Source organism: Mycobacterium sp. E3339, from assembly GCF_001666915.1.
Classification (GTDB): Bacteria; Actinomycetota; Actinomycetes; order Mycobacteriales; family Mycobacteriaceae; genus Mycobacterium.
This window is the reverse complement of sequence record NZ_LZIZ01000194.1, coordinates 1-12,197: the sequence shown is the minus strand read 5'-3', so window position 1 is coordinate 12,197 and position 12,197 is coordinate 1. Positions and strand designations below refer to the sequence as shown.

Annotated in this window: 11 protein-coding genes and 1 pseudogene; 3 read left to right on the top strand and 9 right to left on the bottom strand. The window is 70.6% G+C overall.

All coding sequences use genetic code 11. The annotated features are described in order from the left end of the window. Window position 1: 1 nt before the first annotated feature. Both A5702_RS17745 and A5702_RS17740 read right to left on the bottom strand, forming a co-directional pair. Window positions 2–682: a class I SAM-dependent methyltransferase gene (locus tag A5702_RS17745; RefSeq protein ID WP_067819464.1), complete on the bottom strand. Its 681-nt coding sequence runs from the start codon at window positions 680–682 to the stop codon at window positions 2–4. A 4-nt stretch (window positions 683–686) separates the two neighbouring features. After that, the gene (locus A5702_RS17740) at window positions 687–2,168 is read right to left on the bottom strand and encodes a glutamate--cysteine ligase (protein WP_068222276.1); all 1,482 of its coding nucleotides are present in this window, start codon (window positions 2,166–2,168) and stop codon (window positions 687–689) included. A gap of 135 nt (window positions 2,169–2,303) precedes the next feature. Between A5702_RS17740 and glpK the strand changes: the two genes are divergently transcribed. Beyond that, window positions 2,304–3,770, top strand: coding sequence for a glycerol kinase GlpK (gene glpK, locus A5702_RS17735; RefSeq protein ID WP_055399958.1), 1,467 nt, complete (start codon window positions 2,304–2,306; stop codon window positions 3,768–3,770). Between the two features lie 25 nt (window positions 3,771–3,795). Here the strand turns inward: glpK and A5702_RS17730 are convergent, their stop codons facing one another. Continuing rightward, complete coding sequence (locus A5702_RS17730; RefSeq protein WP_055399894.1) at window positions 3,796–4,500, bottom strand: PadR family transcriptional regulator; 705 nt, start codon at window positions 4,498–4,500, stop codon at window positions 3,796–3,798. A 207-nt stretch (window positions 4,501–4,707) separates the two neighbouring features. Here A5702_RS17730 and A5702_RS17725 point away from each other — a divergent pair, with 207 nt between their 5' ends. Next, a complete protein-coding gene (locus tag A5702_RS17725) occupies window positions 4,708–5,106 on the top strand; it encodes a hypothetical protein (RefSeq protein WP_055399896.1) in 399 nt (132 codons plus the stop codon). 6 nt (window positions 5,107–5,112) lie between these two features. Here the strand turns inward: A5702_RS17725 and A5702_RS17720 are convergent, their stop codons facing one another. Then, the gene (locus A5702_RS17720; RefSeq protein ID WP_055399898.1) at window positions 5,113–5,994 is read right to left on the bottom strand and encodes an RDD family protein; all 882 of its coding nucleotides are present in this window, start codon (window positions 5,992–5,994) and stop codon (window positions 5,113–5,115) included. A gap of 36 nt (window positions 5,995–6,030) precedes the next feature. Between A5702_RS17720 and A5702_RS17715 the strand changes: the two genes are divergently transcribed. Further along, a complete protein-coding gene (locus A5702_RS17715) occupies window positions 6,031–7,023 on the top strand; it encodes a stage II sporulation protein M (protein WP_055399900.1) in 993 nt (330 codons plus the stop codon). 5 nt (window positions 7,024–7,028) lie between these two features. Here A5702_RS17715 and A5702_RS17710 read toward each other — a convergent pair whose 3' ends face one another. From A5702_RS17710 to A5702_RS17690, 5 genes and pseudogenes are all read right to left on the bottom strand, one after another. Further along, window positions 7,029–8,351, bottom strand: coding sequence for a DUF58 domain-containing protein (locus A5702_RS17710; RefSeq protein WP_055399902.1), 1,323 nt, complete (start codon window positions 8,349–8,351; stop codon window positions 7,029–7,031). Continuing rightward, entirely contained in the window at window positions 8,351–9,331 is a 981-nt protein-coding gene (locus tag A5702_RS17705; protein WP_055399904.1) for a MoxR family ATPase, read from the bottom strand. The genes A5702_RS17710 and A5702_RS17705 overlap by 1 nt, the downstream gene beginning before the upstream one ends. Further along, the gene (locus A5702_RS17700) at window positions 9,328–10,473 is read right to left on the bottom strand and encodes a DUF4350 domain-containing protein (RefSeq protein WP_068222329.1); all 1,146 of its coding nucleotides are present in this window, start codon (window positions 10,471–10,473) and stop codon (window positions 9,328–9,330) included. The genes A5702_RS17705 and A5702_RS17700 overlap by 4 nt, the downstream gene beginning before the upstream one ends. After that, on the bottom strand, window positions 10,473–11,126 hold the full coding sequence (locus A5702_RS17695) for a DUF4129 domain-containing protein (RefSeq protein WP_068222273.1): 654 nt from the start codon (window positions 11,124–11,126) through the stop codon (window positions 10,473–10,475). Before A5702_RS17695 ends, A5702_RS17700 begins: the two co-directional genes overlap by 1 nt. Window positions 11,127–11,140: 14 nt before the next feature. After that, window positions 11,141–12,157: pseudogene (locus A5702_RS17690) on the bottom strand (hypothetical protein); the annotation flags it as partial. Between the last annotated feature and the right edge of the window lie 40 nt (window positions 12,158–12,197).

Sequence of the window (12,197 nt, the reverse complement as noted above, 5' to 3'; positions counted from 1 at the left end):
ATCAGTCCGCTTTGTGCGCGGTCAGCAGGTAGGCGGGCATCTTGATTCGGCCCTTCTCGTCGCGTTCGTGCGGCGGGAATTCGAAAGGCGCGTTGGGGATTTCGACGACGTTCGACAGGATGTGGGCCGGCCGGATCTCGTCGACCTCCCAATACTTGCTCACTGCGGCGCGAAGTTCGTCTTCGTCGACCTCGTTGGGCTTCGGCTCCATCTCGGCGGGAAAGGCGCCCTTGGCGAACACCAGCACGAACAGGCCGGCCCCCGGCGCGGCCGCGCGGTGGATGGAGCTCAGGTAACCGTCGCGGCCCTCGACCGGCAGCGAGTGGAACAGCGTGGAATCGACGATCGTGGAGAACCGGCCGTCATAACCACTGAACGAAGTGATGTCGGCCTGGACGAAGCTGGCCGTGGTCAGGCCGCGCTCCCGGGCGGCCTCGGTGGCCGCCGCGACGGCCGTCGGCGTGAGGTCGACGCCCACCACCGTGTAACCCTGCGCGGCCAGCGCCAACGACAGCTCGGCGACCCCGCAGCCCGCGTCCAGGACGTCGCTGCGGAATTTCCCGGCGGCGGCCAGCGCGGCCAGTTCGGGTTGCGGCTCACCGATGTTCCACGGCGGCGGGCCCTCGAAGTGCGCCTGCTCGCGGTATGCGCTGTCCCAGTCCATGACCTGATCGCCCGTCATGGTTTCAACCTACCCGCGACTCCCAGGTGTGCACCGGCTCGTTGGCGTGCATGTGCTCGCAGTAGCGGCGCAGCATCTCGGCCAAGGCGGCGGGGCGGGTCATCCCGCCGGCTTCGAGCGCGCGCACGGTCGACACCTGCCAGCTGGCGCCGTTGCGGCCCGTTCGGGCGCGGCCCTCGACGACACCGAGGAAGCGGTCGCGCACTTGCGCGTCCATGCCCCAGCGGCGCAGTCCCTCGTCGGCGATCGGCAGCAGCGTGTCCAGCACCAGCGTGGTCGCCGCAGCCTCGCCCAGGCCCGGCCAATGCAGCCGGGCATCGATGCCGTTGCGCGCCGCGGCGAGGAAATTCGCCTGCGCCGCAGCGAAATCCATGCCGTGCCACACGGGGTTGTCCTCCTCGGACAGGACGCGCAGCACGCCGTAGAAGAAGGCCGCATTCGCCACCATGTCCACGACGGTCGGGCCGGCCGGCAACACCCGATTCTCCAGCCGCAGGTGCGGGCGCCCCTCGACCACGTCGTAGACCGGCCGGTTCCACCGGTACACGGTGCCGCTGTGCAACCGCATTTCGGACAGCCGCGGCGCCCGCCCGGCGGAAAGCTCGGCGGCCGGGTCCTCGTCGGACACCTCGGGCAGCAGGGGCGGGAAGTAGCGGATGTTCTCCTGGTAGAGGTCCAGGACCGAGGTGATCCACCGTTCGCCGAACCACACCCGCGGCCGCACGCCCCGCGACTTGAGCCGCTCGGGCCGGGTGTCGGTGGACTGGGTGAACAGCTCGATGCGGGTCTCGGACCACAGCAGATGGCCGAAGAAGTACGGCGAGTTGGCCCCCAGCGCCAGCTGCGGGCCGGCCAGCACCTGGGCCGCGTTCCAGTTGGCGGCGAACCTTTCCGGCGCCAGTTGCAGGTGCAATTGGATACTGGTGCAAGCGGATTCGGGCGCGATGGACACGGCGTGCCAACTCAGCGGCTCGGGGCCGGAGATGTCGATCGGAATGTCTTCGCCGCGGGCGGTGAAGATCGATTCGTTGAGCGCCGCGTACCGCCTCGAGTCGCTCATCCAGCCGGTGGCCAGGTGTTCGGGCATCAGGGTGGGCAGGATCCCGATCATCACGATGTGCGCCCCGCCCGTGCCGGCCTTGATCTCGGCGTCGTTGAGGCTGGCCCGCACCTCGCCCTCCAGATCGAGCGCGGTGTGACCGGGCAGGGCGTGGGGCGGCACGTTGAATTCGATGTTGTAGGCACCCAATTCCGGTTGGAAGGCCGGGTCTCCGATGGCGTTCAGCACGTCGCGGTTGGACATCGCCGGCTGGTAGTCGGCGTCGACGAGGTTGCACTCGATCTCCATGCCGGTGAGCGGCCGGTCGGAGTCGAAGTGGGACCGCGCCAGCATCGTTTCCAGGACGTCCAGGCAAAGCTCGAGCTTGCGCTGGTATTCCCGCCGTTGCGCGCTGTCGTACGTGGTGCGCTTGACCTCTTCGCCCACACCGCCGATGGAACAGGGTTGCCCGCGGTAACGCAAGCAGCGCGGCCGCTTGTCGAGTGGGGCAGACCGTGATGGACTCCTGACGTGCCCGAGTTTGTAGCCGCCATCGACCAGGGAACCACCAGCACCCGCTGCATGATCTTCGATCACGACGGGGCCGAAGTGGCGCGCCATCAACTCGAGCACGAACAGATCCTGCCCCGCGCCGGCTGGGTCGAGCACGACCCGGTGGAAATCTGGGAGCGCACCTCCTCGGTGCTGTTGTCGGTGTTGAATCGGGCCAATCTGTCCGCCAAAGACATTGTCGCGCTTGGTATCACGAACCAACGGGAGACCACGCTGGTGTGGGATCGGCGCACCGGCCGGCCCTATTACAACGCGATCGTCTGGCAGGACACCCGCACCGACCGGATCGCGTCGGCGCTGGAACGGGACGGCCGCGGCGAGGTGATCCGCCGCAAGGCGGGCCTGCCGCCGGCGACGTACTTCTCGGGCGGCAAGCTGCAGTGGATCCTGGAGAACGTCGACGGGGTGCGGGAGGCCGCCGAGAGTGGTGACGCCCTGTTCGGCACCCCGGACACCTGGGTGCTGTGGAATCTGACCGGTGGCCCGCGCGGCGGCGTGCACGTCACCGACGTGACCAACGCCAGCCGGACCATGCTGATGAACCTGGAGACGCTGGACTGGGACGACGAGCTGCTGTCGTTCTTCTCGATCCCGCGGGCGATGCTGCCGTCCATCGCCCCGTCGTCGTCGCCGCAGCCGTACGGCGTCTCGGCGCAGACCGGGCCGGTCGGCGGCGAGGTGCCGGTCACGGGCGTCCTCGGCGACCAGCACGCGGCGATGGTGGGCCAGGTGTGCCTGTCGGAGGGCGAGGCGAAAAACACCTACGGCACGGGAAACTTCTTGCTGCTCAACACCGGTGAAACGATCGTGCGATCCGACAACGGGCTGCTGACCACCGTCTGCTACCAGTTCGGCGACGCCAAACCCGTTTACGCGCTTGAGGGTTCGATCGCGGTCACCGGGGCCGCGGTGCAATGGCTGCGCGACCAGCTGGGCATCATCAGCGGCGCCGCGCAGAGCGAGTCGCTGGCGCGCCAGGTCGCCGACAACGGCGGGGTGTATTTCGTCCCGGCGTTCTCCGGGCTGTTCGCGCCCTACTGGCGCTCCGACGCCCGCGGGGCGATCGTGGGGTTGTCCCGGTTCAACACCAACGCGCACCTGGCCCGCGCGACGCTGGAGGCGATCTGCTACCAGAGCCGCGACGTGGTGGACGCGATGGCGGCGGATTCCGGTGTGCGCCTTGAGGTGTTGAAGGTCGACGGCGGCGTCACCGGCAACGACCTGTGCATGCAGATCCAGGCCGATGTGCTCGGCGTCGACGTGGTCCGTCCGGTGGTCGCCGAGACCACCGCGCTGGGCGCGGCCTACGCGGCGGGGTTGGCGGTGGGGTTCTGGGCCGACCCGTCCGACCTGCGCGCCAACTGGCACGAGGACAAGCGCTGGACGCCGGCCTGGAGCGACGAGGAGCGCGCGGCCGGCTACGAGGGTTGGCGCAAGGCGGTGCAGCGGACCCTGGACTGGGTCGACGTGTCCTGATCCAGGGTCCGCTGCGGGTCGGGGCTCAGTCCTCGCCGAGGATGCCGTAGACCTCGCGCCGGGCGTTGTTGAGAATTTCGACGATGCGCTGCTGCTGCTCGGCGGTGGCGGTGTGCGCGGACTGCGCGACCGCGCCGAACAATTGGCCGACGGCGGCCCGCAGGTTCATCTGACCCGGGTCGGCACCTTCGGCGATCTCGTCCCACGGCGGGGTCTCGATCTTCTCGGCCGCCGCGCGGCCCTCGTCGGTAAGCTCGAACAGCTTCTTGCTGCCTTCGCTCTCGCTGGCGGTGATCAGCCCCTCGTCGGTCAGCAGCTGCAGCGTCGGATAGACCGAGCCGGGGCTCGGCTTCCAGAGCCCGTTGCTGCGTTCGGCGATCTGCTGGATCATCTCGTAGCCGTGCATCGGCCGCTCGGCCAGCAGCGCCAGGATGGCCGCGCGGACGTCGCCGCGCTTACCGCGGCCGGGGCCGCCACGGCGCCATCCGCCGCGCCTGCCGCCCGGACCGAAGCCGAATCCCGGGCCGAACCCGGGTCCGAAGCCGGGGCCGAAGCCGGGTCCGAAACCCGGGCCGAATCCGTGGTCACCCGCCTGGTCGCGGAGGTTTTCGATGAATTCGCGCCGGGCCTGCCGGCGGGCGCCGTGCAGGGCGCGCCGTTGCGCCGGGCCGGGGGCGAAGCCGAATCCACCGGCGAACGGTCCGTTGGGGGGTGTGAATGGGTTGCTCATGGTTGTAGTCCTCACGTTCTCGGGGAAGCGCGCGATCTGCACGCTTACGGAATATCACGATATATCGAAAACTATCGCGATGCAACGTCTGGTCGGCGGCAATCGCGGCGCGCCGCCGCCGCGATGCCCTTGACCTGCGCCGACGCGTTTCCGGCTGTGACGGCCGGGGCGGTTTGCGCCGCGCAGGCGGCGGGTAGGAACTTTGGGATGAACGCCGATAACTCCAACCTGGCGGTGGGCAGCGGGACCGCCGCGACCGGCCCCGGGCAGGGTGACAGCGGTCGCGGAAGTGGTAGCCGCAACGTGTGGCCGTGGGTCAACTGGGCGCTGGCGCTGGCCACCGTGCCCGCCGCGGCCATCGTGATGCTGTTCGCGCTCGGCGCGGTGATGAGTACCGCCGGCTGCGCCGACCGCAGTTGCCCCAACCTGGGCCGCGGCGGTATCGATTTCGGGGTCGCGTTCTACGGCGCACCCGCGGTCGCCGTCGTGGTGATCGTCATCTCGCTGTTCACCGCGAAGCGCCGCGGCGGCATCGCCGTTCCGCTGTTCGGGTGGGCGCTGCTGATCGCCGACGTCGCCCTCATGGCGCTCAGCGTCTCCGGTTAGCCGCCGTCAGCCCGGGGGCGAAAAACCGCCCGGCGCGGGATTGGGGGGCGCCTGCGCGGGGGGCGCCTGCGCGGGTGGCGCCTGCTCCGGCCACGGGACCGCCTGCGGTTGCGGCCAGGATGGCCACGGCGCGGGGCCCGGCGGCATGGCGGGCCGAAGCCGGGCCAGCTCGCGGCGGTGCCGTTCGGCGAGCACGGCCGCGAGCACCAGCTCCGGCGGGGCGCCGGGCGGAGGCGGCGGGGCGACGCGGGACATCACGTCGCCGGCGATGCGATATGCCATCTGCTGGCGTAACTGCCGATCGAGTTGTGTTGCGCGCGAGAGGAATTGGCGCGCGACCTCGGCTTGCCCGGGGGATAGCCCGGACAGCTGCAGCGACGAGGCCCACCAGGCCAGCGCGGGTGGCATCACCGGCGGGGGACCCAGCCGGGGCCCGCGTTCGTTGACGACGATGGTGCCGGCGAAGATGTCGCCGACCCGCTTGGCCTTGGGCGACAGCAGGCTACAGATGACGGCGGGACTACCGAACAGCATCCAGATCTCCACCACCGACGCGAGCGCCCGAAACAGGGCCTGCCGGAAGCGTTCTGGGCCGCCGTCGTCGGACACCACCCGCAGCCCCATCGCGATCTTGCCCACCGAGCGTCCGCGCGTTGCCGTTTCGAGCACCACGGGATAACCGACGATCACCACCACCGTGAAGATCAGCAGCACCGCGGTGCTCAGCGCCGGGTCGAACTCGGTCAGCGTGGCGGCCCACAACATCAGCCCGAGGACGTAGCAGACGACGAGCACGGCGATATCGATCAGCGCGCTCAGCGTCCGCACCGGCAACTGGGCGATCTGTACATCGAGCACGACGGCGTCGCCGGTCACCACCTCCGACATAACACCGAACGGTACAGGGCGATTAGGCTGCGCAGGGTGGACGTCGACGCATTCGTGCTGGCCCATCGCGGTACCTGGGACCGCCTCGACCGGCTGGTCGGGAGGCGTCGCTCGCTGACCGGCGCCGAGGTCGACGAACTCGTCGAGCTGTACCAGCGGGTGTCCACCCACCTGTCGATGCTGCGCTCGGCCTCCTCGGACTCGCTGCTGATCGGTCGGCTCTCCAGCCTGGTCGCGCGCGCCCGATCCGTGGTGACCGGCGCCCACGCGCCGTTGACCCGCACCTTCACGCGGTTTTGGACGGTGTCCTTCCCGGTGGTCGCGTACCGGTCCTGGCGGTGGTGGCTGGGCACCGCGGTGGCCTTCTACGCCGTGGTCGTCGTCATCGCGTTCTGGGTGGCCGGCAGTCCCGAGGTGCAGTCGGTCGTCGGAACGCCAAGCGACATCGAGCAATTGGTCAACCACGACATCGCCTCCTACTACAGCGAACACCCCGCCGCCGCGTTCGCCCTGCAGATCTGGGTCAACAACTCCTGGGTGGCCGCGCAATGCATCGCGTTGGCCGTCCTGTTGGGGCTGCCGATCCCGATCGTGCTGTTCCAGAACGCCGCCAATTTGGGATTGATCTCCGGGCTGATGTTCCAGGCCGGCAAGGGCGGCCTGCTGCTCGGGCTGCTGCTTCCGCACGGGCTGCTGGAGCTGACGGCGGTGTTTTTGGCGGGGGCGGCGGGGATGCGGCTGGGCTGGTCGGTGATTTCGCCCGGCGACCGGCCCCGCGGACAGGTGCTGGCCGAACAGGGCCGCGCCGTCGTGTCGGTGGCGATCGGGCTGGTGGGCGTCCTGCTGGTCTCGGGGTTGATCGAGGCGCTGGTAACGCCTTCGCCGCTGCCCACCTTCGTTCGGGTCGGCATCGGGATCGTCGCCGAGGCGGCGTTTTTGTTCTACATCGTGTACTTCGGTCGCCGCGCGGCCAGGGCCGGTGAGACCGGCGACATCGAAGACGCGCCCGACGTGATCCCCACGGGCTGAAGCGGTTACAACCGCCCGGTGGCCTTCATCGCCAGATAGCGGTCCGCCAGGGCGGGCGCGAGCTCGGTGGGTGGGGCGTCGACGACCTCCACCCCACCGCGGCGCAGCCGCGTGGCGATCGCGCGGCGGTCGTTGCGCGACCGTTCGGCGGCCGCGGCGTCGTACACGGCGGCGGGATCCGAGCGCCCGGCGGCCATCTGGTCTACCCGCGGGTCGGCGACCGCGGCCACCATCAGGTGGTGTTTCGCCGACAGCTGCGGCAGCACCGGCAGTAACCCCTCGTCCAGCGCGGTCGCGTTCAGGTCGGTCAGCAGCACCACCAGCGACCGCCGGCGCGCCCGCCGCGAAATGGCGGAAACCATTGCGGTCCAATCGGGTTCGAGCAGCGCGGGTTGCAGGGGGGCCATCGCTTCGACGAGCTGGGCGAGTAGTTCGGTGCGCGAGGCGCCGAACACGCCGGCCCGGGTGACCCGGTCGTGGGCGAGGAAGTCGACGTGGTCGCCGGCCCGCGACGCGAGCGCCGCCAGCAGCAGGGCGGCATCCATCGACCAGTCCAGCCGGGGCCAGCCCGCGGGGTCGGAGGCGGTCGGGTCGACGCCGACGCGGCCCGCGGCGGTGCGGCCCGTGTCGAGCACGATCACCACGCGCCGGTCGCGTTCGGGTCGCCAGGTGCGGACGACGACGTCGGCGCGGCGCGCGGTGGCGCGCCAGTCGATCGACCGCACGTCGTCCCCGACGACATACTCGCGCAGCGAGTCGAATTCGGTGCCCTGCCCGCGGATCAGCGTCGGCAGCAGGCCGTCGATCTCGCGCAGTTTGGCCAGCCGCGCGGGCAGGTGCTTGCGGGACAGGAAGGGCGGCAGCACCCGCAGCAGGCCCGGAACCGCTTGCGAGCTCTGCCGTCCCGCCAGCCCCAGTGGGCCGATGGACCGGGCGGTGACCACCTTCGCGCGCTGCTCGCCGCGGCGGACGGGTCGCAGCCGGGACTGGACGTGCTGGTGCTGCCCCGCCGGGATGTGCACGGGGTGGATGCGGGGCTGCGCGCCGGCGCTGGGCGGCCAGGCGTCGCGAACCTGGCCGCGAAACCGCCGCCGGCCGTCATTGTGGATCAACAGCCCGACGTCCACCTGTTGGGCGAGCCGGGCGGAGCGGTCCGGGGACCGGATGTAGCGCAGTTTGCGGGTGCTGGCCGCCAGCGCGACGTCCGCGGCCACCGCGATCGCCAGCGTGACGAACAGAACGCCGAAAGTCCTTGCCGGCCACGGCGACAGCGCGATGGGCAGGACGCACATCAGCGCGACCAGGCCGGTGCGTCCGGTCAGGATCACTAGCGCGGCACCGGAACCGACGCCAGTATTCCGTCGAGCACGCCGTCGGGGGTGGCCCCTTCCAGCTCGGCCTCGGGGCGCAGCATCACCCGGTGCCGCAACGTCGGCCGGGCCATCGCCTTGACGTCGTCGGGGGTGACGTAGTTGCGGCCGGACAGCCACGCCCAGGACCGGGCCGTGGCCAACAGCGCGGTCGCCCCGCGCGGCGACACGCCCAGCTGTAGCGCGGGCGACGAGCGGGTGGCCCCGACGATGTCGACGATGTAGCCCAGCACCTCGTCGGCGACCAGCACCTGCCGCACCGCGTCGCGCCCGGCGGACAGCTCGGTGGGCCCGGCCACCGGCTTGATCGCCGACAGGTCGCGGGGGTCGAAGCCCTGGGCGTGCCGCCCGAGGATGGCGATCTCCGAATCACGGGGCGGCAGAGTCACATTCAGTTTCAGCAGGAAGCGATCCAGCTGTGCCTCGGGCAGCTGGTAGGTGCCCTCGTACTCGACGGGGTTCTGCGTCGCGGCGACGATGAACGGGTCGGGCAGCGGCTGCGGCACCCCGTCCACGCTGACCTGACGCTCTTCCATCGCCTCGAGCAGCGCGGCCTGGGTTTTCGGCGGGGTCCGGTTGATCTCGTCGGCCAACAGCAGGTTGGTGAACACGGGCCCGGGCCGGAACGCGAACGCGGCGGTCCGCGCGTCGTAAACCAGTGAGCCCGTGACGTCGCCGGGCATCAGGTCGGGGGTGAACTGCACGCGCTTGAACTCCAATTGCAGCGCGGCGGCCAGCGCCCGCACCAGCAGCGTCTTCGCCACTCCCGGAACGCCTTCCAGCAGCACGTGGCCCCGGCAGAGCAGCGCGATCACCAGGCCGCTGACCACCCCCTCCTGTCCGACGACGGCCTTGGCGAGCTCACCGCGCAACGCCAGCAGCGCATCTCGCGCCGCCTCGGCGGTGGGGGTCTGGGCGGGGGAAGGAGACTGTGTCACGTCCGTGTGACCTGCCTTTCGATGTCGTCAAGCGCACGGGCAAGTTGTAGCAAATCGTGGTCCGTCGCCGGGGGTGGCCCGAACAGCTGGTAGGAAACGAATGCGGGATCGGCCCCGCTGCGGCCGGCCACCGCGGCCGGCGCCGCGGGCGCCGACGCCCCGAGATTCAGGCCTAGCCGGGGCAGCAGCCGCTGCAATGTGGCGGTGCGCAGCGCCGCGGCGGCGCGATCGCGAGCGCGGCGCGAACGGTACAGCCGACCGCGGCCCTCGACGGTCTCCGACGCGCGCACGACGACGGGCAGCTCCTCGGCGACCAGCGGGCCGGGCCGCCGGCCCCGCCACAGCGCGACCAGCAGCACCACCAGGCAGAGCTGCCAGACGATCCACGTGACGTTCGCCGGAATGAGGTCGGAAATCGAACCGGGTGGCGGTGATTCAGCCTCGATCCGGTGCGGCGCGTACCAGACCAGCCGCGGCCGCGCGCCCGCGAGGTTCATCGCGAGGGCGGCGTTGCCGGCCTCCAACAGCGCGCCGTTGGTCAGGAAGTCGGTGCTGCCGACCGCGGTGACGGTTCGGCCGCCGTCGCGGAAGCGGATCAGCGCGCCGCCGTAACAACGGGTCATCACCCGGCCGTCGGTGGCGTGGTAGGTGTCGCTGGGCCCGAATCGGACCGGCCCGGCCCGGATGGCCTCGCGCAGCGTGCAATCGGGGTCGGAGTCGAACTTGTCGGCGGCCGAGACGCGCACGCCGGGCAGCAGTGCCTCGCGGGTGCGCGCCGTCGGTTCCACCAGCAGCAGGTCGCCGGGCGCCTTCGCCAGCCGATCCAGTAGCGGGTCGGTCAGATACTGGCTCTGGGCCACGAGGATCAGCGCGTCGGGGCGCGCCGCCCGTTCGACGTCGGCGATGCTGCCGGCGACCACGACGTCGACGCCGCCGTCGCGCAGGAGCGCCACCAGCGCGTGGGTGCCGTCGGGACTCGTCGACGCCGGATCCATCCGCGGGCCGGGCCGCGGGGCGGTCAGGTAGGCATCGACGCCGGCGATGACGGCGAGGACGATCAGCGTGAGGACCACCCAGCGCCCGGATCGCCAGCGCTGCACCGCCGTTGAGGCGGTGGGTTCGCGACGGCCGATGGTGGCCATCACCGCACCCGCGCCCACGAGTCGGGCGTGGCGGTGTGCACCGGTGTGCCGGTCCCGGCCGCCGAGCGGAACCGCAGGTGGTCGTCGAGGTCGGCGATCATCTGGTATGCGCCCTGCGTCCCGGGTCGCTCTCCGTAGGTGACGTCATTGAAAGCCGTTGCAGCCCGCGATAATTCACCGGCAAGATGGGGCAATGCGGCGCCGGCGTCGGAGGCCAGTTCGTTGGCGGTACGGCCCGGCGCCGGGTTGAGGACGCCGGTCTCCTCGAGCTGGCGGGCGACCGCGCGCAGCCGGTGGCGGATCGCCGCGGCCCAGTCGCCTTGTGCCGCATAGTTTTCGGCGGTCGCGCGATGCTGGGCCGCGGTGAGCTGCGCGGCTTCGAACAGCTGGTAGTCGCCGCCGCGGTTGGTGCGCATCGTGCGCCGCCCGACGTAAACGGCGGCCACCAGCGCGATCCCCAGCAGAATGAAAAGCACCGTGGCCGTGAGCCATCCGCCCGGCAGGTGGGCGGTCTTCTGCAGCAGCCGGTAAAGCACCTCGTTCAGCCATTCGGCTACCTGTTGGCCCACCGAGCCCTTCGCGTAGATCGGCTTGTTGAGTTCGTCCTGGGCGGCCTGATGGGCGGCATCGTGGTCGATGTCGATGGAGGGCACCGTGTCACTCGTCCTCAGACCGGCCGGGTCAGCCAGAGGTCGTCGGTGGAGGCGGCCGCGTACGGTCCGCCGGCCGCGCCGGTCTGCAGCACCAGGTCGAAGGCCTCCGCGCGCATGCGGCGGTCGGTGTAGAGCAGCGCGATGACGCCGGCATTGAAAGGCGCGGTGATGATCTCGCCGATCGCCGCGCCCACCGACGCGATCGCCGTGCTCACCACGAAACCCGCGGTGGACGTGCTGACCATGAAGATCTGGCTGGCGATGTTGAACGGCACCGCGACCGCGCCGGCGATGACGGATGTCACCAGCAGGGTCAGCACCCGGATGCCCAGCACCCGCCAGAAGCCGTTGCGGACCAACGCGAACGATCGGGTGATGGCGTCGAGGACCGGTAGCCGTTCCAGCACGATCAGCACGGGCGCGAACAACACCAGCGTGTACAGGCACACCACCAACGCGATCACGGCGAGCGCGAGTGGCAGTCCCAGGATGATCACCGCCGCGGTGCTGCCGATCGCCGCCAGCACGGCGACGATCACCGCCACCAGGCCCGCGACCACCGCCAATGCGGCGCCTTCCAGCACGGCCAGACCGAACAACGGCAGCAGCCGGCCCCGGATTTTGGCCCAGGTCTCCCCGATGGTGATCGGCGACCCGAACACCGCCCGCCCGACGATGACGGTGAGCATGCCCGACAGCAGCATGCCGCCCAGCCAGGCGACCACCACGCCGGCGCCCATCGACGTGAACCAGGCGCCGATCACTCCAGTGGTCAGCTCCTTGCCGTGGCCGCTCGAAAACCGGCCGTAGGCCGCCAACGGCCCGAAGACGGCCACCTTCGTGACGATCTGGATGATCACCACCACGATGGCGGTCAGCCCCAACGTCGCCTTGGGGTTGGCCCGGACGTAGCCGACCGCGCCGTTGAAGATGTCACCCAAGGTCAGCGGTCGCAGCGGGATGATGCCGGGCTTGACCGCTCCCGGAACCAGTTGCGGCGGACCGTAACTGTTCGTCATAGCCACCGCCGGGCACGTCGATCACGGCAAGTCCACGCTGCTGCACCGGCTC

Excerpts from the sequence above, each read along its gene's own strand:
- A5702_RS17725 (WP_055399896.1), top strand. The coding sequence starts at position 4,708 with ATGAACGCCGATAACTCCAACCTGGCGGTGGGCAGCGGGACCGCCGCG.
- A5702_RS17730 (WP_055399894.1), bottom strand. The coding sequence starts at position 4,500 with ATGAGCAACCCATTCACACCCCCCAACGGACCGTTCGCCGGTGGATTC.
- A5702_RS17745 (WP_067819464.1), bottom strand. The coding sequence starts at position 682 with ATGACGGGCGATCAGGTCATGGACTGGGACAGCGCATACCGCGAGCAG.
- A5702_RS17700 (WP_068222329.1), bottom strand. The coding sequence starts at position 10,473 with ATGGCCACCATCGGCCGTCGCGAACCCACCGCCTCAACGGCGGTGCAG.
- A5702_RS17720 (WP_055399898.1), bottom strand. The coding sequence starts at position 5,994 with ATGTCGGAGGTGGTGACCGGCGACGCCGTCGTGCTCGATGTACAGATC.
- glpK (WP_055399958.1), top strand. The coding sequence starts at position 2,304 with ATGATCTTCGATCACGACGGGGCCGAAGTGGCGCGCCATCAACTCGAG.